This window comes from Paractinoplanes tereljensis (assembly GCF_016862435.1).
Classification (GTDB): Bacteria; Actinomycetota; Actinomycetes; order Mycobacteriales; family Micromonosporaceae; genus Actinoplanes; species Actinoplanes tereljensis.
The window spans coordinates 268,880-295,085 of the sequence record NZ_BOMY01000055.1 but is presented as its reverse complement, the minus strand read 5'-3'; the positions used below and the strand labels follow the sequence as shown (position 1 = coordinate 295,085).

The following is a 26,206-nucleotide window of genomic DNA, read 5'->3' as shown; positions in this document are numbered from 1 at the left end:
ATCACAGTCGGTTACCCGACGTCTCGCTCTAACGAGCGACGAAACTCCCGCGCGGCGTGCCGGTCACGCTGCCGTTGGCGTACGCGATCCGGCCGCGCAGCACCGTCACGACCGGCCAGCCGCGCACCTTGTGGCCCTCGAACGGGCAGTGGTCCTGGCCGGACAGCAGCAGTTCGGCGGTGACCTCCTGCTCCAGGTCGGGGTCGACCACGGTGAGGTCGGCGTCGTAGCCGACCAGCAGGTTGCCCTTGCGGCCGTCCAGGCCGTAGGCGCGGGCCGGGTTGGCCGACACCAGTTCGGCGACCCGGGTCGGGGACAGGCCGCGCTTGTGCATGCCCTCGCTGAGCAGGATCGGGTAGAGCAGCGCGGTGCCGCCGAAGCCGGGCAGGGCCGGCCACAGCTCGTCGCCCTTGTTCTCCTCCAGGCAGCAGGCGTGGTCGGAGGCGACCCAGCCGACCGAGCCGTCCAGCACGCCGGCCCACAGCGCCTCGTTGTCGGCGGCCGAGCGGATCGGCGGGTTCACCTTGCCGCCCAGGCCGCCCTGGGCGTCCAGCTCCTCGTGGGTCAGGCACAGGTGGTGCAGGGTGACCTCGAAGCGCATGTCGGTGCCCGGCATCGCGGCCCGGGCCTCCTTGGCGGCGGCGAGCGCCTCGCCCGAGGAGAGGTGCAGCAGGTTGACCGGGCAACCGGTGGCCCGGGCCAGGGTGGTGGCCTCGCCGATGGCCACCCGCTCGGTCAGCGGCGGGCGCGCGTCGGAGTAGGCCTTCAGCGTCTGCGGGTCGCCGGATGCGCGGACCCGGTCGATGAAGAGCCGCATCAACTCGGCCTGTTCGCAATGCAGCGAGAGGGAGACCCGGCGGTCGGTGGCGGCGTTGGCCGCCGCCACGCCCTCCATCAGCTGGTAGAGGTGGCCGAGGTCGTACTCGTCGCTCATGGTGAAGGACTTGGCGTCGCGTGAATCGGCCGAAAGGTTGAAGCCCTTGTAGAACATGTAGTACTTGAAACTGCTGATCCCTTGACCGTCGACCAGGTCGGGGATCTCCTTGACCTGGGCGGTGTCCATCGGCGCCAGGTGGAAGCCGTAATCGGTCCACGCCTTGCCGCTCACGGCCGACAAAACCTCAGGCAGGATCTCGGCGTACGGGCCGGTCTTGTTGAGGTAGTGCTGACCCGTACGGAAGTAGGAAAGGACGGTGGTGGCCCCGCCGACCAGCGATGACCGGGTCTCCTCGGCCGCGTCGATCTCCAGCGGGCGATAGATGCCGAGGTGGTAGTGGGCATCCACCGCGCCGGGGAGGACCAGCTTGCCGGTCGCGTCGATGACCTCGTCGCCGTCGGCCGCCGGGATGTCGTCGGCGATCGCGGCGACCTTGCCGTCCCGGGTCGCCAGATCGGCCCGGACCGTGCCCAGGTAGGGGAGCACCAGGGTGCCGCCGCGGACGACCAGTTCGTATCGGCTCACGCCGCACCTCCACCACGTTCGTTTCGCACACTGTAACGGGGTTTCCTCTATCGGAACAGACCGGTTAGTGTGTGCCATGCCCAGTGCTCTCGACGGCGTGCGGGTCATCGACGCCTCCACCCTCTTCGCCGGACCCCTGGCCGCCACCGTGCTCGGTGACTACGGCGCCGAGGTGATCAAGGTCGAGCACCCGGTGGCCGGCGATCCGGCGCGCGGTCACGGCCCGGCCAAGGACGGCGTCCCGCTGTGGTGGACGATGCTGGGCCGCAACAAGCGCACGGTGACCCTCGATCTGTCTAAGGCGGCGCCTGTGTTCCGCCGGCTGCTGACCTCGGCCGACGTGCTGATCGAGAACTTCCGGCCCGGCACTCTGGAACGCTGGGGCCTTTCCCCGGCTGTTCTCCAGGAGGAAAACCCCGGCCTGGTCATTGCCCGCGTGACCACTTACGGACAATTCGGACCCTATTCGTCTCGCCCCGGCTTCGGGACGCTCGCCGAGGCGATGAGCGGGTTCGCGGCCATCACCGGGTCGCCGGACGGGCCGCCGACGCTGCCGCCGTTCGGGCTGGCCGACGGGATCGCCGCGCTCACCTGCGCGCAGGCCGTGATGACCGCGCTCTACCACCGGGACGTGCAGGGCGGCGGCGGGCAGATCATCGACCTGGCCATCGTCGAGCCGATGCTGACCGTGCTCGGCATGCAGGCGATGGTCTACGACCAGCTCGGCATCGTGCAGCAGCGCACCGGCAACCGGTCGGTCAACAACGCGCCCCGCAACACCTATCTCACCGCCGACGGCAAGTGGGTGGCCATCTCGACGAGCGCGCAGGCCATCGCCTCACGGGTCATGCGCCTTGTCGGCCGACCCGATCTGATCGACGAGCCGTGGTTCGCCTCGGGTGTCAGCCGGGCGGCACACGCCGACGAACTCGACGAGGCGGTCGGCTCCTGGATCGCCGCGCGGGACCTGGCCGAGGTGCGCAAGGCGTTCGACGAGGCGCAGGCCGCGGTCGCGCCGATCTACGACATCGCCGACGTGTTCACCGATCCGCAGTTCCTCGCGCGCGACTCGGTGACCACCGCCGACGATCCGACGCTCGGGCCGGTGCGCATGCCCGGCCCGCTGTACCGTCTGTCGAGCACCCCCGGCCGGATCGACTGGACCGGCCGGGAACTCGGCGCCGACACCGACGAGGTGCTCGCCGCACTCGGCTACGACGAGGACGCGCGCGCCGCCCTGCGGGCCCAAGGAGCCATTTAGGTGAAAGTTTTCGATCTCGCCCAGCCGATGCGGCGGGGCATGCCGCAGTCGCCGAACCATCCGGCCTACCAGCACGCGCTGGTCCGCCGGCACGGCGACCAGGTGCGCGAGGGCGGCGGCTCGGCCGCCAACGACATCCTGGTCCTGGGCACGCACGTCGGCACGCACGTGGACGCGCTCGCGCACGTGTCCCAGGACGGGCTGTTGCACGGCGGGGTGGTCGCGGCCGACGTGCAGTCCGACGCCGGGTTCGCCCGGCTCGGCATCGACGAGTTCCCGCCGTTCGTGGGGCGCGGGGTCTTTCTCGACGTGGCCGCCCTGCACGGGGTGCCGACGCTGCCGCCCGGCTATGCGGTGACCGCCGCGGATCTCGATGCCGCCGCCGGGGACCTGGAGATCAACCCGGGGGATGCCGTGCTGGTCGGCACGGGCTGGTCGCGGCTGTTCGGGGACGGGCCGGCCTTCGTCGGGGCGGCGACTGGCGTGCCCGGCGTGGGTGAGGATGCCGCGCGCTGGCTGGTGGATCGGCAGGTCGCGGTCACCGGCGGGGAAACCATTGCGTACGAGGTGATCCCGGCCGGCGCCGGGCACCGATCGCTGCCGGTGCACCGGATCCTGCTGGTCGAGGCCGGCATCAACATCGTCGAGACGATGCTCCTGTCCGGCCTGGCCGACGCCGGAGTACGCGAGTTCCAGTTCGTCCTGGCCCCGCTGAAGCTGGTCGGCGCCACCGGCTCCCCGGTCCGCCCCCTGGCGGTGGTGCCGTGACGCTTGCGGGGGACCTCGGGGAGTTCGCGGCTGGGGTCGAGCCGCCGCGCGAGGTTCGGGACGACGTGCCGCGGCGGATTCTCGACGTGCTCGGTAACGCGCTCGCCGCCTACGCCGAACCCGGTGCCGACGCCGCGCCCGCGGCCCTGGCCACCATGCGTCGCTGGGGCGGGGTGCCGGAGTCCACTGTGGTGGGTTACCGCGATCGGCTGCCGGCGCCCAGTGCCGCCCTGATCAACGGCGTGCTCGCGCACTCGCTCGACTACGACGACACCCACCTGCCGTCGGTGCTGCACCCGAGCGCCTCGGTGGTCCCGGCCGCCCTCGCGGTGGCCCAGGCGGGCGCCCCCGGCGACGTCATCGCGGCGATCGCGGCCGGCATCGAGGTGACCAACCGGCTCGGCATGGGCGGGGTCGACCCGGTCACCACCGCCAACCTGTACTTCGAGCGCGGCCAGCACGCCACCAGCATCTGCGGCACGATCGGCGCGGCGGTGGCCTGCGCGCGGCTCTACGGGCTGTCGCCGGGGAAGATCGCCGACGCCATCGGCATCGCCGCGTCGATGGGGGCCGGCGTGCTGGAGGCCAACCGCACCGGCGGCTCGATCAAGCGGGCGCACTGCGGCTGGGCCGCGCACGCCGGCGTCGTGGCGGCCACCCTGGCGGCCGAGGGGCTGACCGGGCCGCCGACCGTGCTGGAGGGGCGGTTCGGGTTCTTCACCGCGCACACCGGCACGTTCGACGCGGGAGCCGTCACGGACGGGCTGGGGGAGCGGTGGGAGCTGCTGCGGACGGTCTACAAGCCGTACCCGGCCAACCACTTCACCCACCCGGGCATCGACTGTGCGCTGGCGCTGAGAGCCCAGGGACTGCGACCGGACGACGTGGACAGCATCGAGTTAGGCGTGGCCGAGCCGGTGCTGCGCACGATCGCCGAGCCGCCGGCCGAAAAGGCGCACCCCCGCAGTGGTTACCACGCCAAGTTCTCCGGCCCGTACACCCTGGCTGTTGCTCTGACCGGGGGTGGCGGTCTGGGCGTGGGCCTCGACGATTTTGCCTCGCTGGAGCCTGCGCGATTAGAACTGGCGGCCAAGGTGCGGGTGGTCGCGGACGAGAAGGCGACCGAGGCCTTTCCGCGCGCGTTCGCGGCCGTGCTGCGCGTGCGCACCCGCTCCGGAGAGCATCTGGAACACCGGGTCGACGGGTCGCGGGGCGGCCCGGAGAACCCGCTGTCGGCCGATGAGGTCGCCGCGAAGTTCGAGGCGAACGCCGGCCGGGCGCTGTCCCCTGCGGACGTGGCCGCGCTTTCCAAAGCCGCCTTCCGGCTCGGGGCCGGCGAAGGCGCGGGCGGAACTGTGTCGGACCTGTTTCCTGTCTGACGCGATTCGGTGCCAGCTGGGGAAACGCTGTATCGCAGAGCGAGATACGGCCGTCCGGAGGCTTGACATCGCAGGTGAGCGCGACTTTATTAAGACCACGCTGATGGAAAACAGCGTTTCCCCTATGGAAACAGAGGGGGAAGGCCTCCAGAGGCGTACCGCGCGTTAGACGCACTTGGCGCCGGAACCCCGGTGCCCTGTGCAACCCACCTGAGAGAGGGGACGCGGCAACAAATGAAACATTCCGCTCGCAAGGCCCTGACGGCGGTCGCCGCCGCCGGTCTCACCGCGACCGCGGCGCTCGTCGCCGTGGTCACGGGAGCCGGCCCGGCGGCCGCTTACGGGCCGACCGCCAACTCCCTTGGTTGCCGACTCTATTTCGATCCCGATGGGGAAGGCAGCTCGGCCACCACCTGGGCAGACACGTTCTCGCTGACCACGTCGCCGGCTACGCCGACGCCGGGGCAGACCGTGACCGTCAAGCTCACGGCGGCGGCCGGCCCCACGAACGGCCCGGTCGCGCTGGCCATCGGGTCGACCCCGGTCTACGCCACCGTCAAGATTGCCGGTAGCCAGTCCGGCACGGTGACCCTCACCCAGGCGAACTACCCGGCGGCGAAGACGGCGGGCTACGCCAAGCTCGGCGCCTTCGAGGCCACCGGCTCGTTCGTCGCCTCGGCGGCGGGGGCCGGAAGCCTGACCGTGGCCCAGCTCCGGTTCGCCAACCCCGACGTCGAGACGTACTGCTCGGATGTCGGGGACCGGGACCAGAAGCGGGCGCCGGTCGACACCACGATCGTGGAGAACTACTCCGTCTTCGGCGGAGGTGCCTCGATCACCTCGGTGACCGGTCAGACGGTCACCGGTTACGCCCGCAAGAAGAACACCATCAACTTCTCGGTCACCGGACTGGCCCCCAGCGCGACGCTCACCGCCTCGCTGACGGACAGCACCGGTGGCGGCACGGGTGAAGGCAGCGGCACCGGCACCACCGACGCCTCCGGCGCCGGCACCGGCACGCTGGTCGTTCCCGACGCACCGACGGCCGGCAGCCGCGCGGTGTCCATCTCGGACGGCACGCACACCCTCACCCTGCCCATCACCATCCTCGGCAGCCCGACGGTTGCCATCACCCCCGCGGGTGGCGGCGCCGGTACGGCCATCACCGTGACCGGTACCAACTGGGACCCGGGAAGCACCGTCACGGTCGGCGGTTACACCGGTGCCGGGTCATCGGCCAAGAGCTCCGACGCTCAGATCACGGTCACCGCGTCGGCGACGGGCACCATCAGCACGTCGTTCACGGTCAATGACACCACCACGAAGTACATCGGTGCCTCCGCGTACTCGGTGGTCTCCGGGGCGATCTTCGGCTTCACCGCCTGGGCTGCCTCGGCCGACGGCTGCGTCGCCGGCACCACCGGTTGCAAGACCACCTATCAGCTGTCCGAGACGGTCACGGCCGGCAACCTCGCGATGTCGCGGGGCACCGGCACCAGCACGATCACGTTCAGCGGTGTCACCCTCAACGGCTCTGCGCAGTCGGCGACCGGCACCCTGCCCGCGATCAACGTGACCGACAACCGGGGCAGCACGTTCGGCTGGAGCCTCACCGGCGCGGTCAGCGACTTCACCGGTGTTCCCGCCGGGACCATCGCGAAGTCGGCCCTGACCTGGACGCCCGCCTGCAGCGATCACACCGGGGTCACCACCAACGCGGTTGTCGCGCTGGCCGGTGCCGCGGGTGCTGTGGACGGCGCCACCCTCTGCTCGGCGCCGATCGCGGCGACGGGTACGGGCGGTTCGTTCGACGCGTCGGCCGGACTGTCCCTCGCGGTGCCCCCGAACCAGCTCGCGGGTGCCTACTCGGCAACGCTCACGATCACGCTGAGCTGAGCCTCTCCGGTGGGGGCGGGCTCGCCCGTCCCCACCTGTGCACAGAAAGGGAAAGCCCATGCGGTTACGCGCGCTCGCCACGTTCTGCGTCGTCGCGACGGTCGCGCTGCCCGCCATGCCGGCCTCCGCCGCCGGTAACGGTGAGTGGGCGGTCACCCCCACCCCGGCCAAGAACCCCGGTCCCACCCCGCGGGTCTACTTCTTCCTCGACGCCACCGCCGGACAGACCGTCAAGGAGTCGGTGCGCGTCGCGAACCTCGGCAGGACCCCCAAGTCGTTCGTGGTCTACGGGGCCGACGCCTACAACACCACCCGGGACGGCGGCTTCGCGCTGCGCACCAAGGGCGAGACGCAGAAAGACCTCGGCAGCTGGGTCACGGTGGCGGCCGGCCAGGTGACCGTGCCCGCCGAGACCCAGGCCGACATCCCGTTCACCGTCACGGTCCCGAAGAACGCGACGCCCGGCGACCACGTCGGCGGCGTCGTCGCGATGGAGGCCGAGGCCGGCGCGGTCAGCGACACCGAGGGCGCCGGCGTGAAGGTGCAGCGGGCCGTCGCCGCCCGGGTCTACCTGCGGGTGCCCGGCACCATCGTGCCCGGCCTGGCGGTGCCGTCGGTCAAGCTCGGCCTCGATGCGCCCCTGCTGCCCACCAGCGCGCGCGGGACGCTCGACTTCACCGTCGCCAACGTCGGCAACGTGCACCTGCTCCCGAACACCACGGTGAAGGCGACCGGCCTGTTCGGACACCCCGTCTCGCTGGCCGGCAGCAGTCCGAACGGCGACTTCGTGCCGGGCGCCGAGGGCACCTTCGCGATGAAGGTGCGCGGGGTCTGGCCGATCGACATCGTCACCGCCTCGGTCACCGTGCGCGCCGACGGCGGCGTCTACGCCAAGCGCACCGACCGCACCCTGGTGCTGTCCTGGACCACCCTGCTCATCCCGGTCCTGCTCGCCGCGGGCGCCTGGTGGGTGCTCACCCGGCGCCGGCGCAGCCGCACCCTGCGGGCCCGGGGCCTGGTGGCCGGATGAGGAAGTTCGCGCTGCTGGCCGCCGTCGTGCTGGTCGTGCTGGTCACGACCGCCCCCGCGGCCCGGGCCGGCAGCCTGACCGCCGAGCTGTCCGCCGACACGGCCAAGGTCGGCGACACCGTCCGGGTCACCGGCTCGGGCTGGCCCGCCGGGCAGCTCGTGCAGCTGGTCACCTGCGGCGAGGGCGGCCTCACCGGCTCGGTCGGCTGCGACAACCGGGCCGCGCTGGCCACCCCGGTCCGCGAGGACGGCACGTTCCTGGTCGACCTGCAGGTCGGCGAGCCGCCCAAGGCCTGCCCGTGCGTCGTGCACATCGGCCTGGTGCAGGGCGTCGACGACTCGGCGGTCAACCTGCCGCTGACCCTCGCCGGGCACGCCGCCGGCGCGCTGCCCAAGACCACCGCGTCGGCGCGGGAGCTGCAATTTCAGTACGGGCGGCTCTCGCACGGCTCGATCGGGGCCTGGTTCGGCGCGCCCGACCACCTGAAGCTGACCTACACCGTGCGCAACCCGACCACCGCGACGCTGAACAACGCCACGCTGAGCGCCCGGATGGCCGGCAACGGCACCGACGACATCTACTACCAGGCCCCGGTCGCCGACCTCGGCCCCGGCCAGAGCCGCACGCTCAGCGTCCCGGTCGACATCCCGATGTTCGCGTTCGGCCGGTACGCGGTGACCGTCGACATCGGTGGCCTCGCCACCGCCCGGGTGCACCACGACGCGTACCCCTGGGGTCTATTTGCTCTGAATGCCTTCGGCCTGGCCCTGATCATCTGGGGTCTGCTTCGCCGGCTGGCCAAGCGTCGGCAGTTCCGCGAGCTGAGCGCGGCCGACGCGGTGCTGCCGGCGGTGGTGCGGCTCGGCGGGCTGGGCGCGTTCCTGGTCTTCGACGACGCGCCGATGGCCCGGCGGCTGCGCCGGCACGCCGGTGGCGCGCTGAGCACCGACGGCCTGCGCACCCTGATCGGCGCCGGGCCCGCCTTTGTTCAGAAAAACGACTCGGTGCTCGACGTGGACGCGCTCGGGCACGTGCTGGCCCGCCGCTATCCGCCCGGTCCCACGCTGCAGGACACGCTTCTCGAAGGGAACAGTCATGAAGCCTGACTGGCCGCTGCTGGCCAGGGCCGGTGCCGTGCTGGTGGCGTGCGTGCTCGCCTATACCAGTTGCGGCGCGTTGATGCCGGGGTCCGAGGGCGACACCACGAACGCAACCGCCCCCGGCGTCACCGAGGACACGGTCAAGGTCGTGTTCATCGGCACCGACCTGACCAAGACCGCGTCGCTGACCGGCTTCAAGAACCCCGACGTCGGCAGCCCGAAGGCGCAGGTCGAGGCGCTGGAGAAGTACATCAACACGAACGGCGGGATCGCCGGCCGTCAGCTCGACGCGGTCTACGAGGAGTACGAGGCGTCGTCCGACTCGCCGGCCGCCGAGACCACCCTGTGCAGCAAGATCACCCAGGACGACAAGGCGTTCGCCGTCATCCTCACCGGCCAGCTGCAGTCCAACGCGCGCCCCTGCTACGCCCAGCGCAAGACCCTGATGCTGGACGCCACCCTGATCGCGGATGACCGCGCGACGTTCACGTCCCTCAAGCCGTACCTGTGGACCGCCTCGTTCCCGGAATATGACGCGTTCGCCGCGTCGTTCGTGCAGGTCCTCCAGAAACAGGGCTTCTTCACCGGCCGCAAGCAGGCCGGCGTGGTCGCCGCCGATACCCCCGCAAATCGGGCGGTCTATTCCGACGTGGTGACACCCGCCCTGACCAAAGCCGGGGTCACCGGCTCGGTCAACTGGATCGACACCACCGACCTGGGCACCCTCAACACCGGCCTCAGCCAGGCCGCGGTCAACTTCCGGGGCAAGAAGATCGACCGGGTGTTCTTCCTCGGCGGCGCCCGGATCGCGCCGTTCTTCATGACCGCGGCGGTCGCCCAGAGCTACACCGCCCGCTACGGCATCTCCACCTTCGACAGCCCCAGCTTCATGGTCGCCAACCCGGCCACCATCCCGCCGGCCGCGCTCAAGGGCATGGTCGGCGTCGGTTTCGCCCCCGGCTACGACGTGCCGGACAGCCAGCTCGCCTTCCCGGCCACCGACGCCGAGAAGAACTGCCTGGCCATCTACTCGGCCGCCGGAATCAGCTTCAAGGCGCGGGAGAACTCCCGGGTCGCCTTCACCTACTGCGACGCGACCCTGCTGCTGCAGGCCGCCGCGAAGAACATCGGCCCGGACCTGAACGCCGCGGCCTGGGGCCGCGCCGCCCAAGCTCTCGGTTCCTCGTTTGCCACGGCCGCCGGCTTCGGCGGCCAATTCAACAGCGATGGGTACGCCGCGGGAAGCGGTTACCGGGTTCTCAAGTACGACGACACCTGCTCGTGCTTCACCTACTCCGGTGAGGTGACCCCCCTTGGTAGGTGAGCCGGTACTCGAGGTGGCCGGCCTGTCCGGCGGGTACGGCAGCATCCAGGTGCTGTTCGGCATCGACCTGACCGTCGGGCACGGCGAGACGGTGGCCCTGTGCGGCCCGAACGGGGTCGGCAAGTCCACCCTCGTACGCATGCTGGCGGGTTTGAATCGGCCGTCGGCCGGCCGAATCTCTTTGCAGGGCAACGACATCACCACCGTGCCCGGACCCAAGCGGGTACGCCTCGGCATGTCCACGGTCATCGGCCAGCAGGCCTTCGGCACCCTGTCGGTGCGCGACAACCTGCGCATGCACGCCTACCCCAACGGCCGGCACGAGGAGAAGGCGCACACCGCGGTCGACGGCGCGCTGGCCGTCTTCCCGCGCCTGGCCGCCCGGGCCGACCAGCCCGCCTCCACCCTCTCCGGCGGCGAACGGCAGATGCTGGTGCTCGCGAAAACCCTGATCCAGCGGCCGGCCCTGCTGGTCATCGACGAGTTCTCGCTCGGCCTCGCCCCGGTGGTGGTCGGTGGCCTGCTGGAACTGGTCCGCCGGCTGGCCGCGGTCGGCGTCGCCACCCTGGTCATCGAGCAGTCGGTGAACGTGGCCATGTCGATCGCCGACCGCTTGCTGTTCATGGAACACGGCTCGATCATCGCCACCCACACCCCGTCGGAACTGCGCGCGGATCCCGACCTCGCGCGCCGGCTCGTGCTGGGCGGGCACGCCGCATGATGGGTTACGAGTTCGGCCTCGACCGCATCGCCGTCGGCCTGTTCACCGGCCTCACCTACGGCCTGCTCGCCATCGGTCTGGTGCTTGTCTACCGGTCCAGCCGGTTCGTCAACTTCGCGCACGCCGCGATCGGGGTCTTCGGCGCCGCGGTGCTGGCCCGCTTCGACGGCGCGCTCTCCTACTGGGTGGCGTTCCCGGTCGCCATCGCGATCGCCGGTGGTCTCGGCGCGCTGACCGAGGCGACCGTGGTGCGCCGCCTCTACCAGCGCCCCCGGGTGATCGGCATGATCGCCACCCTCGGCCTGGCCCAGTTCATCCTGGTGCTCGCCCTGCTGGTGGATCGTTCCAGTTTCTCCGGCACCGCGTTCCCCAAACCGCCCGGCCTACCGTCGTTCCACATCGGAACCACGGCCGTCGGCTCGTCGCTGACGGCGATGCTGGTGCTCACGCCCGTACTCCTCGCGGCCTTGGCCTTTTTCTTGAAACGCACCAGGTTCGGCATCGGCATCCGGGCCGCCGCCGACCACCCCGACGCGGCCACCGTCAACGGCGTCGCCGCACCCCGGATGGCCAGCCTGACCTGGGGAATCGCCGGCGCCGTCGCGGCCTTCTCGGCCATCCTGCTCACCCCCACCCAGGGCGTGCAGTCGATCGACTCGCTCGGCCCGGAACTGCTGCTGCGCGGCCTGGCCGGCGCGGTGATCGCCCGGATGGCGTCGCTGCCGATCGCGTTCGCGGTCTCGCTCGGCGTCGGCGTCCTCGAACAGATCCTGCTCTCCCAGCAGACAAGCGGTTTCGTGGACGTGGTGCTCGGCGCGGCCATCCTGATCGCGTTGCTGCGGCAGCGCCAGGCCGGCCGGCGCGACGAGAAAACACCCGCCTGGCGGCGAGCATCGGCCGGGGTTGCGGACCCGTGGGCCCGGATCGGCCTGGGATTATTGGTCGCGGTCGGCGTCGGCCTGGCGTACGCCGTGAGCAACGCGACCGCCTCCGTCCTTACCGAGGTCTGCGGCTTCGCGCTCGTCGGACTGTCGGTCATCCTGGTCACCGGGGTGGCGGGGGAGTTGTCGCTCGGCCAGTTCGCGTTCGCCGGGATCGGCGCCGCCATCTCGGTGCGCGTCGCGTCGTCGACCGGCAACATGTTCCTCGGCGTACTCGCTGGATGCGCGGCCGGCGCCCTGGCCGCCGCCCTCATCGGCCTGCCCGCCCTCCGCCTGCGCGGGGTGGCCCTGGGCGTGACCACCCTCGCCTTCGCGCTGGCCACCAGCGGCTGGCTGCTGCGGCAGCCGTGGCTGCTCGGTAACGGCCTGGGCACCCCCTACCCGGTGTGGGACGGCTACGTGGTCAGCGTGGCCACCGACTACTACCTGTTCTCGCTGATGCTGCTGGCCATCGGCTGGTGGGTGACCAGCCGCCTGCGCAACGGCGGCTTCGGCCGCCTGATGCTCGCGCTGCGCGACAACGAAGAAGCCGGCCGGGCGCTCACGGTCGCTGCGCCCCTGCGCAAACTTCAGGCGTACGCCGTCTGCGGCGCCCTGGCCGGCTTGGGCGGCGTGGTGATCGGCTTCGGTCAGTCGCAACTGTCGGTGAACAGCTTCCCGGCGTCGGCGAGCATCGACGCGGTCGCCATCGCGGTGGTCGGCGGGATGGCCCGCAACAGCGGCGCCCTGCTCGGCTCGGCGGTCATCGTCGGCCTGCCGGCCCTGGTCCCGCTCGGCATCCCCGGCCAGGCCGCACTGACCCTCGGCTGGCTCCTGGTCGTCCTGCTCCTGCCCGACGGCCTAGGTGGCCTGCTGGCGACCCTGCGGCGAAGTATCCCCTTGCGCCTGCCCAGGGCCGGTAAGGGTGGCCCCGGCATCTCCGCCAATTTGCCGGGGCCGCCACCCTTGGATTTGCCGGGCCAGCCGCTGGTATTGGACCGGAACGGCGAGCCGTTGCTGCAGGTCGTCGCGGTGCGGCGGTTCTTCGGCGGGGTGCGTGCGGTGGACGAGGCCACCTTTGCCGTGGCCGAGGGCGAGATAGTCGGGATCATCGGGCCCAACGGAGCCGGCAAGACCACGCTCTTCGAGATCCTGGCCGGGTTCACCGCCGCCCAGGGCGGGGCCGTGCACTACCGCGGGCGGGCGGTCACCCGGTGGGCGCCGGAACGCCGGGCCCGGCACGGCCTGGTCCGGTCCTTCCAGGACGCCCGGCTCTTCCCGGCGATGACCGTGCGCGAGGCGGTGATGGTCGCGGCCGAGCGCGGGTCGCCGTCGCGGCTGGCCGCCGACCTGCTCGGGCACCCCGCGGCCGAGGCCGACAAGGCCACCCGGGCCGACCGGGCGCTGCGGGTGATGGGCCTCGACCCGCACGCCGAGAGACTCGTCGGCGAGCTGTCCACCGGCACCCGGCGGATCGTCGAGCTCTGCTGCCTGCTCACCCTCGAACCACGCCTGCTGCTGCTGGACGAACCGTCGTCGGGTCTCACCCAGGCCGACGGCGCAGCCCTCGGCGACCTGCTGCTGCGGGTCCGCGCCGAACTAGGCACCACGGTCCTGGTGATCGAGCACGACCTGCCCCTGCTGTCGCGGGTCGCCGACCGGCTCATCGCGATGGACGCCGGCCGGGTGATCGCCGACGGCACCCCGGACGAGGTACGCACCCACCCCGCAGTCGTTCTGTCCTACCTCGGCACCGATGAGGCTGCCGTAGCCCGGTCCGGAATGCCGGCCGGCTGACCCCCATGGAGGATCCGATGGCCCGTACATCCCTCGTACGCCGGCTGGCCGCCTCGGCCGCCGCCGGCCTCGCCCTGGCCACCGCGGTGGTGCTGGTGGACAGCTCGCCCGCGCTGGCCGCACCCACCCTGCACATCTCCAAGACCACCGGCCTGGCCGACGGCGAGTCGATCACCGTCTACGGCACCGGCTTCACCGCCAGCCTGAAATCGATCGCCCTGGGCCAGTGCATCAAGGACCCGACCGGCCCCACCGACTGCAACCTGTCCGGCGGCGCCGCCTTCGTCAACGCGGACGCCGGCGGCAAGACCAAGACCCTGACCCTGAAGCTGGCCAAGACCTTCGACGACCACGCTTGCGGCACCAGCGGCTGCGTGATCGCCGCCCAGATCCTGCCGTCCAGCAACAGCGAGGAGATAGTCGCCGCCAACAAGGCCCAGGTGAAGATCACCTTCGGCAGCACCACCACGACCAAGACCACCACGGCCGCCGCGACCAAGACCACCACGGCTGCGGCCGCCGCCGGCGCCACCACCACGTCGACCGGCTCGGCCGCCCTGCCGACCACCGGCCCCGGCCTGGAATGGGCCACCATGCTGATGATCGGCGCCGCGCTGCTGCTGCCCGGTCTGGGCCTGATCGCGATGCTCCCGGCCCGCCGCCGCCGAATAGCCCAGTTGCGCTGAATCGCCCGGCTGCGGTGGCCGGGACGGTTCAGGGCTGTGGGACAGTCTTTGCGCGGGGACGGTCCCACAGCCCCGATCCGTCCGGGGGTTCTCATGGACTTTTCCGCGGTGCGCGCTTCCATCGCTGCCGCCGACGATCTGCTGCGGCTCATCGCCACCCGGCCGGTCGACGTGAACGACCCGGACTGGATGGCCAAGCTGCAGGCCGCGCCGCCGGCGGTTGACGAGGCCGGGGTGCGGGCCGAGACGACGGCCGCGCTCGAGGTGCTGCTCGAGGCGTACGAGACGGCGTCGCTGCGGGCCGAGGTCCGGGAGATCTTCCGGGCGTACCCCTCGTTTCGGTGGGCGGTCGGCCTGCCGATGGAGTGGGCGACGGCGGCGGAGTTCCGCCGCCGCCTGATTCTCGTCTCCGCTCGTGACCAGGGCGCGGATCCGCGCGACGAACTGGTGGAGATCTGGGCCCTCTGCGCCCGCGCCCGGGAGCTGGGCATCGACGTCGAGCCGGTGCTCGGCGAGGTGGCGGACATGTCCGCCGACGTCGACCACTACGGCTTCGGCTCGATGCGAACGCTGATCACCCGCGGCCGGGAGGGTTGAGTCCGGCGCTCCGGCGCGGGATCTGATCGACATCCGTCGTTTGACTGCGGGGTCCAGGATGGAACCGCGAGCGAACGGGGGAACCGGTGAGCGATGTGGATGCGGCTGAGGCATGGCTGGACTCCTGGGTGGCCGGGGTCGACGCCCGGGCCGCCAGCGCGGTGGAATTGTCGCGCCGGGTCGCCGCGCTGACCGGGGAGGCGCGCAGCAGTGACGAATACCTGCACGTCACGGTCGGGTCGACCGGGCAGCTCGCGCACCTGGAGATCGATGATCGCGCTCGGCAGCGCAGCGGGGCGGAGCTGAGCCGCGACATCATGGCGCTGGTTCACCAGGCGCAGGCCCAGCTCGCGGCCCGGGTCGCCGAGCAGGTGGGGGAGACCGTCGGGGCCGACACCGAGACCGGGCGGGCGGTGATCGGCTCGTTCGCCGAGCGGTTCCCCGAGGACGGCGACCGGTTCCCCAAAGACGGCGACCGGTTCCTCAAAGACGGCGACCGGTTCCCCGTAGACGGCGACCGGTTCCGCGAGGACGGCGGTGACCGTGGGCGGTGAGGAGCTCCGGTTCCCGGCGGACGACGTTCGGCAGCACGCCGGCAGCGTCGACCGGATCGCTGACGCCGTCGCGCAGGCCCGGTCCGCGGTGCACGAGGTCGCTATGTCCAGTGAGGCCTACGGGCAGTTGTGCCAGTTCCTGCCCGGCCTGTTGAGCCCGATCTTCGGTCTCGCGATCGGCGCTATGGACGACGCCGGCGAGTCGCTGCGGGAGACCGCGATCAACCTGCGGGCCGTCGCCGGAAGCACCACCGCGACCGACGAACGCGCCGCCGGCACCGTGCGGGCCGCCGGCCGCCCGCTTCCCGAACTGCCGCTGTGAGCGCCAACCCGCTCGTCGCCGCGAGCCACGACTCGACGACCTGGCACACCGGCCTCGGGCTCGTCGACGACGCCGCCGACATCGCCAACGGCATTCGCAGCAACAGCTGGGTCGACGGCACGCTGGGTGGCGTCGGCGGCTCGCTCGACATGTTGTCGCTCGCGGTCGACCCGATCGGCACCCTGGTGTCCTGGGGCGTGTCCTGGCTCATGGAGCATGTCAAGCCGCTCAAGGACGCCCTCGACTGGCTGGCCGGCAACGCCGACGAGGTGGCCGCGCACGCCGCGACCTGGTCCAACGTCGCGGCATTTACCGACCAGGCCCGGCAGGAGTACGCCGATCGCCTCACCGCCGAGGCCTCCGGCTGGTTCGGGGCATCCGGGGACGCCTACCGCGAACACGCCGCAGCGCACCTCCATGTGCTGGACGGCCTCTCTACCGCGGCGCAGGGCATCTCGTACGCGGTCGAGGGCGCGGGGTTGCTGGTGGCCCTGGTGCGCGGGATCGTCCGGGACCTGATCGCCGAGTTCATCGGCACGCTGGCCGCCCGGTTGCCGCAGTGGCTGGCCGAGGAGGGCCTGACCCTGGGCCTGGCCACCCCGGTGGTCGTCGCCCAGGTGGCGACCCTGGTAGCCAAGTGGGTAAACCGGATCCAGCACTTCGTCCGGGGTCTGCTCAACAGCCTGCGCCGCCTCCACCCGATGCTCGACGACCTGGCCGGCGTCTTCGAGAAGCTGACCGGCCGAAGCCGAGAACTGGCCCGCACCGACCCGACCGTGCCCGCTACCAGCGAGTTCCGCGCCGACTTTCCGCACGGCAGCGACTTCGTGGGCTCCGGCTTCAGCGAACGTTCGGCCGATGCCTATCGGCGTATTCGCGACAGCCCGGCCGACACCTCCCTCGTCGCCGACAACACCGGAATCGATTCGCGAATCGTCGAAGGCATGCGCCGGAACCTGTTCGTCGAGCAACATGACATCGCGCTCGGCCCGAACCAGGTGGAACGAGGCTACTTCACGCCGACCGACCGTATCGCCGATCTGTGGGACGGCGCCGCGAGAGGCACTCTCGACCCTGCGCAGGCCGCCGAGTTCCGTAACTTGGCGGCTCACGAGTATGTCGAGAACAGGCTGATGGAGGCTGGCCTTCCGTATCGTCCCTCGCACCCCGACGCCTTCGACGAGGACGGCTTTCGTCTCCTCAGCCGTGATCACCCGGGCGCCCACGAGTTGGCGCCGAACGAATGGCGGCCGGACGGGATGTTGGACCACTGGCGATCATTCGGCATCGACAACCCCGGCATCCAATTGGCTGACGACCTGTCGAACCTCGATGACGTGGTCGAGGCCGCTCTGCGAGGATTGGGACGATGACACCTGACGACTCCGTGAAAGCCATGGCCGCTCGCCTGAGCGCCATCGACTGGCGACGCCACGGAGACAAGGCGTGGTCAAGAGCAGCCTTGCTGAAGGAGTACTTCCGCCGGGTCGCACGCTGGGCGCAGTTCTATGGCTGCGAAGCGCAGACGCCGTTCTTCGACATCGCCGCCTGCGTCGACCCGAACGTGCGCGCCGACCCGGAGATTCTGGACGACCTGCTCACGACGGTGAGCCCTGGCGGCTGGGACATCACCCACGTCACGCCGCTGATCCTGCATTGGGCGGCGCTGCGTGCGACTCCGGGCATCGAGTTCCCCGCCGACCTGGAAGACCCGTTCGAACCGCTGGTCCAGCTCTTCGAGCGCGGCGGCGGTTTCCATACCGAGAACGGCGAGGTGAATCTCGAGTACATTGCCGCGCCGATGCACCGCTGGCTCGGCTTCGCCGCAAAACCCCCGATGCCGACCTTCGCGCCCGAGGCCCTCGACGAGATCGACCGCGCCGGCTCCATCAAGCAGTTCGGGTACGTGATGGGGCCGGACGGGAAGCCGGTGGGCCGGCTTCCCTGAGGCCCCTCAGTACTCGCGGAGGAGGCTGCCGGCTCCGTGGATCTTTTCGTTGATGCCGTTTTCGCGCAGGGCCATCCACCACGTTGCCGCGTTGATGGCGATCACCGGCTTGCCCAGCCAGCGCTCGGCCTCGTCGGCCAGCCGGACCATGGACAGGTTGGTGCCGCACTGGACGATCGCGTCCACGTCCGGGCCGTCCACGGCCAGGATCGCTCGTCGTAGTTCGTCCTCGGTCACGTGGGCGATCGAGACCGCGGTCGGGCACTTCAGGCCCTCGATGTTGACCACCTCGAAGCCGATCTCGCCGAAGAAGCGGACCACGTTCGCGTCGCCGACCGGCTGGTAGGGGGTCACCACCCCGATGCGGCGGGCGCCGTACAGCTTGAGGGCCCGCTCGCAGGCCTCGGCGCCGGTCGCCACCTCCAGGCCGGTGATCTCGTTGATCTGGCGGACGAACTCGCGGTTTCCCTCGACGCCGCCCCAGAACGTCTCGGCCGACATGCCCATCACCATGTAGTCGGGCTCGGCCGTCAGCACCCGTTCGCAGGCGAAGCCGATCTCGCCGCGGATCTGGACCAGCAGGTTCTCGAACTGGTCGTCGCTGGACAGGTCCTGGTTGCGGATGTGGATGCGGGAGAAGTGGGCGGTCACGCCGGGGACCGTCATCGCGTAGAAGTCGGGCTCGACGATCGTGTTGGTCGAGGGGGCGATAACGCCGAACTTGCGGCGCCAGCCCAGTGCGTCAGTCATGCGGTCTCTCCAACGGGACGAACGGCGGGACGAACCGCGGGGCTGTCAGCGGGCGGCGGGGCGGCGGCGCGGCGGAACGCGAGAAGGGTCAGCCAGGCCGCGATCAACAGGGCCAGCTGGGCGGACGTATTGAGCGACTGTTCCAGCCACTGGTAGGCGACCGTCTCGTGCTTGGCCGAGCCGCGCAGCGGGACCAGCGACGTCACCAGGACCAGGCCCAGGACGAACAGCGACACCGCCCACCACTGCCTGTAGCGGCCCGCGATGATCGCGCCGAGCACGCTCACCGCGGTGACGCCGAAGGTGGCGACCACGAACATCGGGTGCAGGCTCTGCGCGAGAACAGAGCCGGCCACGCCCAGGCCGAACACGACCGCGAAAGGCCAGAAATGCACGCGCCTGCCACGGCGTACGGCAATGGCCAGTGACCAGGTCAGCAGCGTGGCACCGGCCGCCATGAGCGGGAAAAGCGCCTCCTCCAGGAGGCGCGGATCGCCGCCGCCGGCGGCGACCGAAAGTTTCCACGCGCATTTCGACAGGCCGCCCAGGCCGATCAGCAGGGCACCGGCGAAGCCGGCCGGCCGCCCGGACAGGCGGCTGAGCAGGATGAAGCCGGCCAGGCCGAAGAAGACGGGTACGAAGTCCTCGAGTGCCAGCCAGATCGGATAGTCCATGTCACTCCTCCGCGGAAGCGAACAGGTCGCGCTTACGGAAAGTGGCGGTGGCGAACCGGTAGGCCGCCTTCGGTCCGGTCAGCCAGGCCACCCGCCCGCCGTTCCTGGTGCCGGCCAGCACGCGACCGGCCAGCCATGGCGTGACGGTCTCGACCCGGTCGGCGAGGATGTTGAAGATCTTCTTCGCCTTCTCGAACTCGGCCGGGTCGTAGTCGTGGGTGAGCAGATCGGTGACGACCATGCCGGGGGAGAGCAGCGCGGCCTTGACCGGAGTGCCTTTCAGCTCGCGAGCCATCGCGAGCGTGGCGTAGGTCAGCGCCCGTTTTGTCGAGCCGTAAACACCAAGTCCCGGAACGATCTGGCCGTTCGAGCCGAGGCCCTCCATGTTCCACAGCGTGCCGTGCCCCTGGGCGAGCATCGCGTCGAGAACGACCGCGCTGGCGTGCAGGGTGCCCCGCAGGTTGAGGTCGACCACCGCGTCGAGTTCGTCGGCGGGCAGCTTCCAGAGCGGCGCCCGGCTGGTCGACATGCCGGCGTTGTTGATCCAGATGTCCACCCGGCCGAACCGGTCCACCGTGGCATCCCAGAGTTTCCGCACATCAGCACGCTGGGTGACATCGGCGACGACACCGAGCGTGCCGGCCGGCCCGTCGACCGATGACCGTCCGCAGTAGGCCACCGAGGCGCCCTGCGCGGCGAACGACCGGACGAGGCCCTGCCCGATGCCGCGGGTTCCGCCGGTGACGACGACAACGGTCACGGCGTCCACTCCAGCTGGCCGTGCAGCACCGAGTCGAGGCTGTTGCCGTGGAACAGCTCGTAGACCACGGACAGCTGGCGACCCGCGTTCATGCCGGGGGAGGCGTCGATCGAGAACTCCCGGCCCTTGATCTTCCAGACGTCGGTGAGATGCAGGGACGAGAAGCTGGCACGACCGAAACCGATGGCATTCCCGTACGCGTCGGGGCCCTCGAAGAACAGGTTGTTGCCGTCCCGCCGGGTCTCCACCGCGAACTCCCGGTCCAGGCCGGCGCCCTGCCAGGTGACCAGCCGCCGGGTGCGCAGCAGGTCGATCGGCTTGAGCCCGATGCTGACCTGCACCGTGCCGCGCAGCTTCTGGTCGGCACCCCACAGCTCACACTCGCCGGTGAAGGACCCGGATTCCTTGGTCGGCAGGATGTAGGGCGTGGGCCCGCAGCGCGTCTCGTTCTCGATCAGCTCGTCGACGAGTGAGGGAACCCGGGTGTAGACGCCGTTGAAGCAACCCACCACCGCCCAGCCCTGGTACAGCACCGACGAGTAGACCTGGGTCTCCCCGTCCGGCAGCACCTGGTTCCAGGTGTTCAGGTCGACCTGCCAGCCCGGCCCGTAGTAGTGCGAGTCCACGAACGACCCGTAGGGCTGCCCGGTGCCGAAGAAGTCCGGCCCGGTGTAGACCCGGTTGGCGTCCGAGTCGATCACCCCGAACGAGAACGGCGCGCCGAGCCGGAAACGCCCGGCCAGAGCTCCACCCCCGATCAAACCCCCATCCATCCGGTACGTCGTGACGCCGTCCACGAAGTCCGACGACCGCCGGATCTCCTCGTACCCACACCACGTCCCGGTGTGATCGAACAGCGACGGCCGCCCGTGCCACTCACCCGCGATGCGCTGCTGCCAGGCGCTGGGTTCGGACATCAGTTACGCACCAACTCGAGGCGGACCGACTCGGACTGGTCCTCGCCGAGCAGCCGAACCGTCTGGGCCCAGACCGGGTCGATCTCGGGGCTGAACAGCAGGGTGCGGTGGGCGCTGTCGCGTTCGGCGGTGCCGTCCGCCTTCACGCCGGACTCGACCAGGCCGGCCCACTGGGTGAAGTACGCGTCGACCGCGTCGCCGATGCCCTCGAACGCGGCCGCGGTCGCCCGGTTGACAAGCATCCACGGCGACATCAGGGCGTATTGCCGGGGCGACAGATGCGCCGGCGTCAGGCCCTCGCGCTCGCGGACCTCCTTGTAGACGGCGGTCAGCGGCTCGAACACCTCGTCCAGGTAGGGCAGCGAGGTGGCCAGGTCGATCCGCGGGATCAGGTCCAGGTGGAAGGCGTAGTTCTCGCCGTTCGCGACCGAGTCCAGGGTGAAGTGCGGGACCCCGGAGTCGGGCGCGGTGAACGCGAAGATCATGTGGCTGTCCAGGCCGATCGGCGGGACCACCAGCGACACGTTGACGACCTTGACGATCGGGCCGGTGCCGCGCCAGATCCGGATCCGGCCCACCGGCGCCGGGCTCATCGGCGAGGTCAGCGCGCGGTCCTCGGCCAGGTCGACCGGGAACCGGGACAGGATCTTGTCGAGCGTGGTGTCGGACAGCGCCTCGGGCAGGCTCACTTGTTCTCCTCAGGGGCAGGATCGGGATCGGCGCCCATCAGCCGGGACGCGGCCACGGTCGGGTGCTCGCCGCGGGCCTTGTGCACCCACGCGCGGGCCAGCTCCGGGTTCTCCCGGCGAGCCGGCGACGGGATCACCGTGGCGGTGCGCTTGGGCACGTCGCCGGTGATGAAGTCGTCCTCGTTGAGCAGCCAGCCCTTCTCGGCCAGCTCCTGGCGGCGCCGCCGGTACTCGACCGCGATGACGTCGCTCTTGATGTGCAGCTCGGCGCCGAGGTCGAAGGGGAGCAACTCGGGCCGGACCTTGTCGACCACCGCGGCGTCCTCGTAGAAGATCCGCATCGTACGGTTGACGGCGTCCTTGTCGGCCCACTTGCCGGTGAAGAACGTCCGCAGCGCAACCCATTTGACCAGCGTGTGGGTTTCGTCGATGGGGATGTTGGTGTCGTAGATGACCATGTCGCCGATCGGCAGCCGGACGTGCAGCTTGATCATGTTGGGCAGCATCCAGCCGGCCGAGGTGGTGACCGGCGGCCGCTTCTTCAGGTCCTGACCGACCAGCCGGCCGAACTTGCCCCACAGACCCGACGGCTTCGGCGGGTGCAGGTCGACCGTCGCGAACGCCGACCACTCGTCGGGGTGTTCCACCTCGTATTCCGGCACCTGCGGCATCTCCGGGTTGCCGAACCGGCCGGCGTGCACGAACGGCGCGTGCGCGATGTCGCAGCCGTTCTCCAGGATCCGCTCGTAGTTGGCGTTCCACAGGAACTCGCCGGTCACCACCCGGAACTTGCCGCCGTTCTCGACCAGGTCGTCGAACTCCGGCCAGACCGGCATCGGCGGCCGGTCCTCCTCGGCGAGGTCACCCATGAAGACCCAAACAAACCCATACTTTTCCTGTACGGGGTACGAGTCGACCCGGGCTTTCTTGGGGATGCCGCGTCCCGGGAGATTCGCCGGGATCTTGGTGCACGTGCCGTCGGGGTCGTACTCCCAGCCGTGGTACGGACAGACGATCTGGTCGTCCTTGAGGGTGCCGCCGGACAGCGCGGCCCCGCGGTGCACGCACAGGTCGCTGAGCGCGACCAGCCGGCCCTGCTTGGGCGTGCGGTAGAGGACGAGGTACTGCCCGAGCACGGTGTGCCGTTCCGGTTTGGTGGTGACCCGGTCGGAGAACTCCACCGCGTACCAGAAGTTCTTGAGCATGGCGTTACCTCCGCCTGGTCTCGGCGACGTCGGGATTTTCCAGGGCTTTGTCGAGTGCGTCGCCGTCGGCGCCGCGCAGGTGTACGTCGAGGAACGCGGCCGTCACGTCGGCCAGCGCCGCCCGGGTGAGGGCCGGGTCCCGTTCGGCCGGCAGGTCGAGGAACGCGCGGGCGGCGGTCTCGTCGACCGGGTGCACGATCCCGAAGTGGTTGGCCCCGGCCAGGGTGACCAGCAGATTGGCGCCGTCCCGGTCGGGCAACGCCTCGTCGAACGTGCGGGAGATCGGGTCCTTGCGGGTGGCGGCCTCCTCGCCGTACCGGTCGGCCGATCCGTTGATGACGCCGTCCCGCTCGCCGGCCATCAGCAGCACCGCCGAGTCGACCTGGGCCGGCACCACGGTCCCGGCGGGCCAGCCCAGCATGGTGGCGACCATGGTGTGCGTCCCGTACGCGGCAACCGCCTTGACCTGGGGGAAGAACCGGGCGCTCTGCAGCACCACGGTGCCGCCGGCCGAGTGGCCGATCAGTGCCACGTTGTCCAGGTCGAGCAGCCCGGCGACCGGCCCGGTCATCTCCCGCAGCGCCTCGATCACCGCGGGCACGGATGGCGTCGTCGCCCGCGTGCCATAGGCGTCGGGCTTGGCGGCATCGAGGATGACCCCGGGCGTGATGCCCTTGAGCCCGCCGAACAGCTCACCCACCCAGTCGTAGGTGACGGCCACGTAACCGCGCTCGGCCAGCGCGACCGCCAGCCACCGGTAGGCCTCCTGCCCGACGTTGACGCCGGACACGATGATGACCACCGGGTAGGGCGCGAGCGCCGGGTCGGCCGGAAAGACACCGGACAGCCGCTCGGCGTCCGAGCCGGTCGGCTTGGCCGGGTAGAAGACCCGCAGGTGCGCGGTGTCGAACGGGGCCTCGTAGCCGGGAACGGCCGTGGCCCACCAGATCGAACGAACCCCGCTCATGCCTCGACTCCCGGCCGCGGCAGTTCCCGGTCGCCGCCCCAGAGGGCCCGGACCAGCTTCTCGGTGGTCTCCTCGCCGAAGAACCGGACGCCCATGACGTTGGCCGGGTCCCGGTCGGCGATGTTGCGCCGGATCGTCAGGTCCGTAGCAGCGAGGGCTGCCTGCTCGGAAGCCGGCACCGGGGTGGCCTCGTCGACCCAGGTCAGCCAGCGGTCGACGTGCGCGTGCAGCTTCTCCGAGACGATGGCGAGGTTCCGCTCGCTGCGCTCGAACGAGTAGCAGTTCGCGGTCGGCGACAGGCTGGCCCGGATGAAGCCGGCCCGGGACACGAAGTACTCGAACTGCGGGTCGGCCCGCAGCGCCAGCCACTCCTCGTTGAGCGGCTCGTAGTACGCGTCGTAGTAGGAGCCGTCCTCGACCAGGTTGGTCCGCGGCACCGAGTCGACGTAGAACCAGCCGCCCGGCCACACCAGCAGCGCGATGCCCAGGTGCGGCACCTTCACCTGCGGGCCGAGCCAGCAGGTCAGGTGCAGGTTGGCGAAGCTGGCGCTCGGGTTGCCGATCCACGAGTGGACCATCCAGTCGATCTCCGGCCCGGAGTACGCGGCCAGCCGCCCGCCCGGCCCGTCGGGGTACGTCCCGTAGCTCTCCAGTTCGAGGGTCGACGGGTCCCGGGTGGTCTCGAAGCGGGCGTCGATCTTCGCCTTCAGCGCCGCGAGGAGGTCCTGGTAGTAGTTGAACGTGTCGTGGACGTCGACGACCGGGGAGCCGTCGACCATGTCCTCAACGTGCTGAAGCGTCTCCGCCACGGGGAATGTCCTCTCGGGTTCAGCGAGTAAGCGCGTCGACGAGGCGCCAGGGGCGGCCGTCGACGAGATCGGTGCGGCGCGAGACCTGGCGGTTCGCGGCCTGAGCGGGGTTGACCACCGCGGTGCCGACCGCGGTGCCGGCCGGCACGTCGGTGCGGATCGGGGTGGAGATGCGGCCGGTGAACGGCCCCTGCCACTGGGTCCAGAGGGTGAAGTCGGGGCTCATCGCGAAGATCGCCGCGGCCTGGCCCTCGGGCGTGGCGACGACCACGTTGAGCCGGTTCTCGGCGGCCCGCTCGGGCAGGCCGAGCGACATCTCCCACGGTTCCTGCGCCCGGTAGGGGACCGCGACCACGTCCGCGTCGAGCAGCGCGGCCAGCCGGAACGTCTCCGGGTAGAGCGCGTCGTCGCCGACCACCACGGCGAGCCGCCCCCAGGGCAGGTCGACCGGGACGATCCGCTTGCCGGTCGGCTCGAACCCGGCCGCGCCGACCCCCCGGCTGGCGTGCAGCTGCGGCTGCCGCGCGATGACGCCTGAAGAGCCGACCACGACCCCGACGTGGGCGCCGTTCTCGATGACGGTGGTGACCGCGTGTGCCCCGGTGCCGCCCAGCGCGGCCGCGAGCGCGACCGGCGAGCCGGTCAGCTGGGGCAGCACGATCAGTTGGGCGCCACCCAGCGCGGTCTCCCGGACCAGCTCGGGCGCCCGCACCACGGCGACCGGCAGCGTCGGCGCGCCGGGGCCACGCCGCCGGCCGACCGGCGGGTCACCGAGCGGCCCGTACAGCGAGGGGCGGCGGTTGGCCAGGATGTCGGTGCCGTCCGGCCGGCGCTTGTCGTCGGCCAGCGCCGGGTCGATGTCGGCGACCACGATCGCCTCGCCGGTGCGCGGCGCCTTGGCCACCACCGTGCCGTCGGGGGCGACGATCTGGCTCTCGCCGGCGCCGTGCAGCCACTCGGGCGGCACGCCGAGGCGGGCCGCGATGGCCGGCAGCTCGTCGACCGGCAGCAGCGGCCCGACCTTGTTGGCCGCCACCACCCACGCCTTGTTCTCGGCCGCGCGGACCGGGATGTGCAGGTCGGCCTCGTCCAGCGCGAAGCTGTTCAGGCTGTTCAGCAGCACCTGTGCGCCGCGCAGCACCAGGCCGCGGGTCACCTCGTTGATGACGCCCTCCATGCAGGCGTACATCCCGAGGCAGCCCAGCGGGGTCTCCAGCACCGGGCCGACTTTTTTCGAAGGAGAAAGGAAGTCGTTCTCGGCGCCCATCAGGGTCTGCTTGTCCGACGTGCCGACGATCGCGCCGGCCGGGTCGAACAGGAAGTTGGTGCCGCCGGTGGTGCCGTCCGGGTGGGCGTGCGTGACGTTGATCTTCACCCACATCTCGTGCTGCCGGGCCCGGCCGGCGATCGCGGTGAGGAACGCGTCCCCGGGGCGGGTGGCCAGCTCGTGGGCCTGGGCGCGATTCGCGTACCAGGACAGGTGGTTGCAGAACTCGGGCAGGACGACGAGCTGCGCTCCCGCGGCCGCTGCGGCGTCGATGACGCGCAGGCAAGCGGCGAGGTTGGCGGCGATGTCTTGACCGGCCTCTATCTGGGCGGCGGCGACGCGGACAACGGGTGCCATGCCTGGTTCCCCCTAGCGAAACAGCGTTTCCAAAATCTACACTCGG

At 70.8% G+C, this 26,206-nt stretch carries 25 protein-coding genes; 15 read left to right on the top strand and 10 right to left on the bottom strand.

Translation table 11 applies throughout. The annotated features are described in order from the left end of the window. Nucleotides 1–28: 28 nt before the first annotated feature. A complete protein-coding gene (locus tag Ate02nite_RS44060; protein ID WP_203813914.1) occupies nt 29–1,462 on the bottom strand; it encodes a dihydroorotase in 1,434 nt (477 codons plus the stop codon). A gap of 76 nt (nt 1,463–1,538) precedes the next feature. Here Ate02nite_RS44060 and Ate02nite_RS44055 point away from each other — a divergent pair, with 76 nt between their 5' ends. The 15 genes from Ate02nite_RS44055 (at nt 1,539) to Ate02nite_RS43985 (ending at nt 17,765) form a co-directional block, all read left to right on the top strand. Next, a complete protein-coding gene (locus Ate02nite_RS44055) occupies nt 1,539–2,723 on the top strand; it encodes a CaiB/BaiF CoA transferase family protein (protein WP_203813913.1) in 1,185 nt (394 codons plus the stop codon). Further along, a complete protein-coding gene (locus tag Ate02nite_RS44050; RefSeq protein ID WP_239148151.1) occupies nt 2,724–3,491 on the top strand; it encodes a cyclase family protein in 768 nt (255 codons plus the stop codon). It begins immediately after the preceding gene. Then, nucleotides 3,488–4,870 (top strand): MmgE/PrpD family protein, encoded by a 1,383-nt coding sequence (locus tag Ate02nite_RS44045; RefSeq protein WP_203813912.1) that lies wholly within the window; start codon nt 3,488–3,490, stop codon nt 4,868–4,870. Before Ate02nite_RS44050 ends, Ate02nite_RS44045 begins: the two co-directional genes overlap by 4 nt. Nucleotides 4,871–5,104: 234 nt before the next feature. Continuing rightward, on the top strand, nt 5,105–6,766 hold the full coding sequence (locus tag Ate02nite_RS44040) for a hypothetical protein (RefSeq protein ID WP_203813911.1): 1,662 nt from the start codon (nt 5,105–5,107) through the stop codon (nt 6,764–6,766). A 58-nt stretch (nt 6,767–6,824) separates the two neighbouring features. Further along, nucleotides 6,825–7,796: a WxL protein peptidoglycan domain-containing protein gene (locus Ate02nite_RS44035; RefSeq protein ID WP_203813910.1), complete on the top strand. Its 972-nt coding sequence runs from the start codon at nt 6,825–6,827 to the stop codon at nt 7,794–7,796. Further along, nucleotides 7,793–8,902 (top strand): hypothetical protein, encoded by a 1,110-nt coding sequence (locus tag Ate02nite_RS44030; RefSeq protein ID WP_203813909.1) that lies wholly within the window; start codon nt 7,793–7,795, stop codon nt 8,900–8,902. The genes Ate02nite_RS44035 and Ate02nite_RS44030 overlap by 4 nt, the downstream gene beginning before the upstream one ends. Beyond that, a complete protein-coding gene (locus Ate02nite_RS44025; protein WP_203813908.1) occupies nt 8,892–10,220 on the top strand; it encodes a type 1 periplasmic-binding domain-containing protein in 1,329 nt (442 codons plus the stop codon). The genes Ate02nite_RS44030 and Ate02nite_RS44025 overlap by 11 nt, the downstream gene beginning before the upstream one ends. Then, on the top strand, nt 10,210–10,941 hold the full coding sequence (locus tag Ate02nite_RS44020; RefSeq protein ID WP_203813907.1) for an ABC transporter ATP-binding protein: 732 nt from the start codon (nt 10,210–10,212) through the stop codon (nt 10,939–10,941). The genes Ate02nite_RS44025 and Ate02nite_RS44020 overlap by 11 nt, the downstream gene beginning before the upstream one ends. Then, nucleotides 10,938–13,658 carry an ABC transporter permease subunit gene (locus Ate02nite_RS44015; protein ID WP_203813906.1) on the top strand — a complete coding sequence of 907 codons (2,721 nt, stop codon included), beginning with the start codon at nt 10,938–10,940 and terminating at the stop codon, nt 13,656–13,658. The genes Ate02nite_RS44020 and Ate02nite_RS44015 overlap by 4 nt, the downstream gene beginning before the upstream one ends. A gap of 17 nt (nt 13,659–13,675) precedes the next feature. Next, a complete protein-coding gene (locus Ate02nite_RS49625) occupies nt 13,676–14,344 on the top strand; it encodes a neocarzinostatin apoprotein domain-containing protein (protein ID WP_203813905.1) in 669 nt (222 codons plus the stop codon). A 108-nt stretch (nt 14,345–14,452) separates the two neighbouring features. Next, nucleotides 14,453–14,941: a hypothetical protein gene (locus Ate02nite_RS44005; RefSeq protein WP_203813904.1), complete on the top strand. Its 489-nt coding sequence runs from the start codon at nt 14,453–14,455 to the stop codon at nt 14,939–14,941. A gap of 86 nt (nt 14,942–15,027) precedes the next feature. Further along, a complete protein-coding gene (locus Ate02nite_RS44000) occupies nt 15,028–15,495 on the top strand; it encodes a YbaB/EbfC family nucleoid-associated protein (protein WP_203813903.1) in 468 nt (155 codons plus the stop codon). After that, complete coding sequence (locus tag Ate02nite_RS43995) at nt 15,479–15,817, top strand: type VII secretion target (RefSeq protein WP_203813902.1); 339 nt, start codon at nt 15,479–15,481, stop codon at nt 15,815–15,817. The genes Ate02nite_RS44000 and Ate02nite_RS43995 overlap by 17 nt, the downstream gene beginning before the upstream one ends. Next, a complete protein-coding gene (locus Ate02nite_RS43990) occupies nt 15,814–17,190 on the top strand; it encodes a hypothetical protein (protein ID WP_203813901.1) in 1,377 nt (458 codons plus the stop codon). Before Ate02nite_RS43995 ends, Ate02nite_RS43990 begins: the two co-directional genes overlap by 4 nt. Beyond that, on the top strand, nt 17,187–17,765 hold the full coding sequence (locus tag Ate02nite_RS43985; protein WP_203813900.1) for a hypothetical protein: 579 nt from the start codon (nt 17,187–17,189) through the stop codon (nt 17,763–17,765). The genes Ate02nite_RS43990 and Ate02nite_RS43985 overlap by 4 nt, the downstream gene beginning before the upstream one ends. Before the next feature lie 6 nt (nt 17,766–17,771). Here Ate02nite_RS43985 and Ate02nite_RS43980 read toward each other — a convergent pair whose 3' ends face one another. Genes Ate02nite_RS43980 through Ate02nite_RS43940 form a run of 9 tightly spaced genes read right to left on the bottom strand, consistent with a single transcriptional unit; the run spans nt 17,772 to nt 26,160 of the window. Next, nucleotides 17,772–18,515, bottom strand: coding sequence for a maleate cis-trans isomerase family protein (locus Ate02nite_RS43980; RefSeq protein WP_203813899.1), 744 nt, complete (start codon nt 18,513–18,515; stop codon nt 17,772–17,774). Further along, nucleotides 18,512–19,189 (bottom strand): hypothetical protein, encoded by a 678-nt coding sequence (locus Ate02nite_RS43975; RefSeq protein ID WP_203813898.1) that lies wholly within the window; start codon nt 19,187–19,189, stop codon nt 18,512–18,514. Before Ate02nite_RS43975 ends, Ate02nite_RS43980 begins: the two co-directional genes overlap by 4 nt. A 1-nt stretch (nt 19,190) precedes the next feature. Then, a complete protein-coding gene (locus Ate02nite_RS43970) occupies nt 19,191–19,949 on the bottom strand; it encodes an SDR family oxidoreductase (protein WP_203813897.1) in 759 nt (252 codons plus the stop codon). Continuing rightward, the gene (locus Ate02nite_RS43965; RefSeq protein ID WP_203813896.1) at nt 19,946–20,866 is read right to left on the bottom strand and encodes a hypothetical protein; all 921 of its coding nucleotides are present in this window, start codon (nt 20,864–20,866) and stop codon (nt 19,946–19,948) included. The genes Ate02nite_RS43970 and Ate02nite_RS43965 overlap by 4 nt, the downstream gene beginning before the upstream one ends. Then, entirely contained in the window at nt 20,866–21,555 is a 690-nt protein-coding gene (locus Ate02nite_RS43960) for a hypothetical protein (protein ID WP_203813895.1), read from the bottom strand. Before Ate02nite_RS43960 ends, Ate02nite_RS43965 begins: the two co-directional genes overlap by 1 nt. Continuing rightward, a complete protein-coding gene (locus tag Ate02nite_RS43955; protein ID WP_203813894.1) occupies nt 21,552–22,760 on the bottom strand; it encodes an aromatic ring-hydroxylating dioxygenase subunit alpha in 1,209 nt (402 codons plus the stop codon). The genes Ate02nite_RS43960 and Ate02nite_RS43955 overlap by 4 nt, the downstream gene beginning before the upstream one ends. A gap of 4 nt (nt 22,761–22,764) precedes the next feature. Beyond that, on the bottom strand, nt 22,765–23,727 hold the full coding sequence (locus tag Ate02nite_RS43950; protein ID WP_203813893.1) for an alpha/beta hydrolase family protein: 963 nt from the start codon (nt 23,725–23,727) through the stop codon (nt 22,765–22,767). Then, on the bottom strand, nt 23,724–24,536 hold the full coding sequence (locus tag Ate02nite_RS43945) for an oxidoreductase (RefSeq protein WP_203813892.1): 813 nt from the start codon (nt 24,534–24,536) through the stop codon (nt 23,724–23,726). The genes Ate02nite_RS43950 and Ate02nite_RS43945 overlap by 4 nt, the downstream gene beginning before the upstream one ends. A 19-nt stretch (nt 24,537–24,555) precedes the next feature. Next, nucleotides 24,556–26,160, bottom strand: coding sequence for a nitrilase-related carbon-nitrogen hydrolase (locus Ate02nite_RS43940; RefSeq protein WP_203813891.1), 1,605 nt, complete (start codon nt 26,158–26,160; stop codon nt 24,556–24,558). Nucleotides 26,161–26,206: the final 46 nt, after the last annotated feature.

What these genes read in the sequence shown, in the direction of transcription:
- Ate02nite_RS49625 (WP_203813905.1), top strand. Translation starts at nt 13,676, where the DNA reads ATGGCCCGTACATCCCTCGTACGCCGGCTGGCCGCCTCGGCCGCCGCC.
- Ate02nite_RS43975 (WP_203813898.1), bottom strand. Translation starts at nt 19,189, where the DNA reads ATGGACTATCCGATCTGGCTGGCACTCGAGGACTTCGTACCCGTCTTC.
- Ate02nite_RS44035 (WP_203813910.1), top strand. Translation starts at nt 6,825, where the DNA reads ATGCGGTTACGCGCGCTCGCCACGTTCTGCGTCGTCGCGACGGTCGCG.
- Ate02nite_RS43950 (WP_203813893.1), bottom strand. Translation starts at nt 23,727, where the DNA reads ATGAGCGGGGTTCGTTCGATCTGGTGGGCCACGGCCGTTCCCGGCTAC.
- Ate02nite_RS43980 (WP_203813899.1), bottom strand. Translation starts at nt 18,515, where the DNA reads ATGACTGACGCACTGGGCTGGCGCCGCAAGTTCGGCGTTATCGCCCCC.
- Ate02nite_RS44030 (WP_203813909.1), top strand. Translation starts at nt 7,793, where the DNA reads ATGAGGAAGTTCGCGCTGCTGGCCGCCGTCGTGCTGGTCGTGCTGGTC.
- Ate02nite_RS44025 (WP_203813908.1), top strand. Translation starts at nt 8,892, where the DNA reads ATGAAGCCTGACTGGCCGCTGCTGGCCAGGGCCGGTGCCGTGCTGGTG.
- Ate02nite_RS43955 (WP_203813894.1), bottom strand. Translation starts at nt 22,760, where the DNA reads ATGCTCAAGAACTTCTGGTACGCGGTGGAGTTCTCCGACCGGGTCACC.
- Ate02nite_RS43965 (WP_203813896.1), bottom strand. Translation starts at nt 20,866, where the DNA reads ATGTCCGAACCCAGCGCCTGGCAGCAGCGCATCGCGGGTGAGTGGCAC.
- Ate02nite_RS44055 (WP_203813913.1), top strand. Translation starts at nt 1,539, where the DNA reads ATGCCCAGTGCTCTCGACGGCGTGCGGGTCATCGACGCCTCCACCCTC.
- Ate02nite_RS44040 (WP_203813911.1), top strand. Translation starts at nt 5,105, where the DNA reads ATGAAACATTCCGCTCGCAAGGCCCTGACGGCGGTCGCCGCCGCCGGT.
- Ate02nite_RS44015 (WP_203813906.1), top strand. Translation starts at nt 10,938, where the DNA reads ATGATGGGTTACGAGTTCGGCCTCGACCGCATCGCCGTCGGCCTGTTC.
- Ate02nite_RS43940 (WP_203813891.1), bottom strand. Translation starts at nt 26,160, where the DNA reads ATGGCACCCGTTGTCCGCGTCGCCGCCGCCCAGATAGAGGCCGGTCAA.
- Ate02nite_RS43985 (WP_203813900.1), top strand. Translation starts at nt 17,187, where the DNA reads ATGACACCTGACGACTCCGTGAAAGCCATGGCCGCTCGCCTGAGCGCC.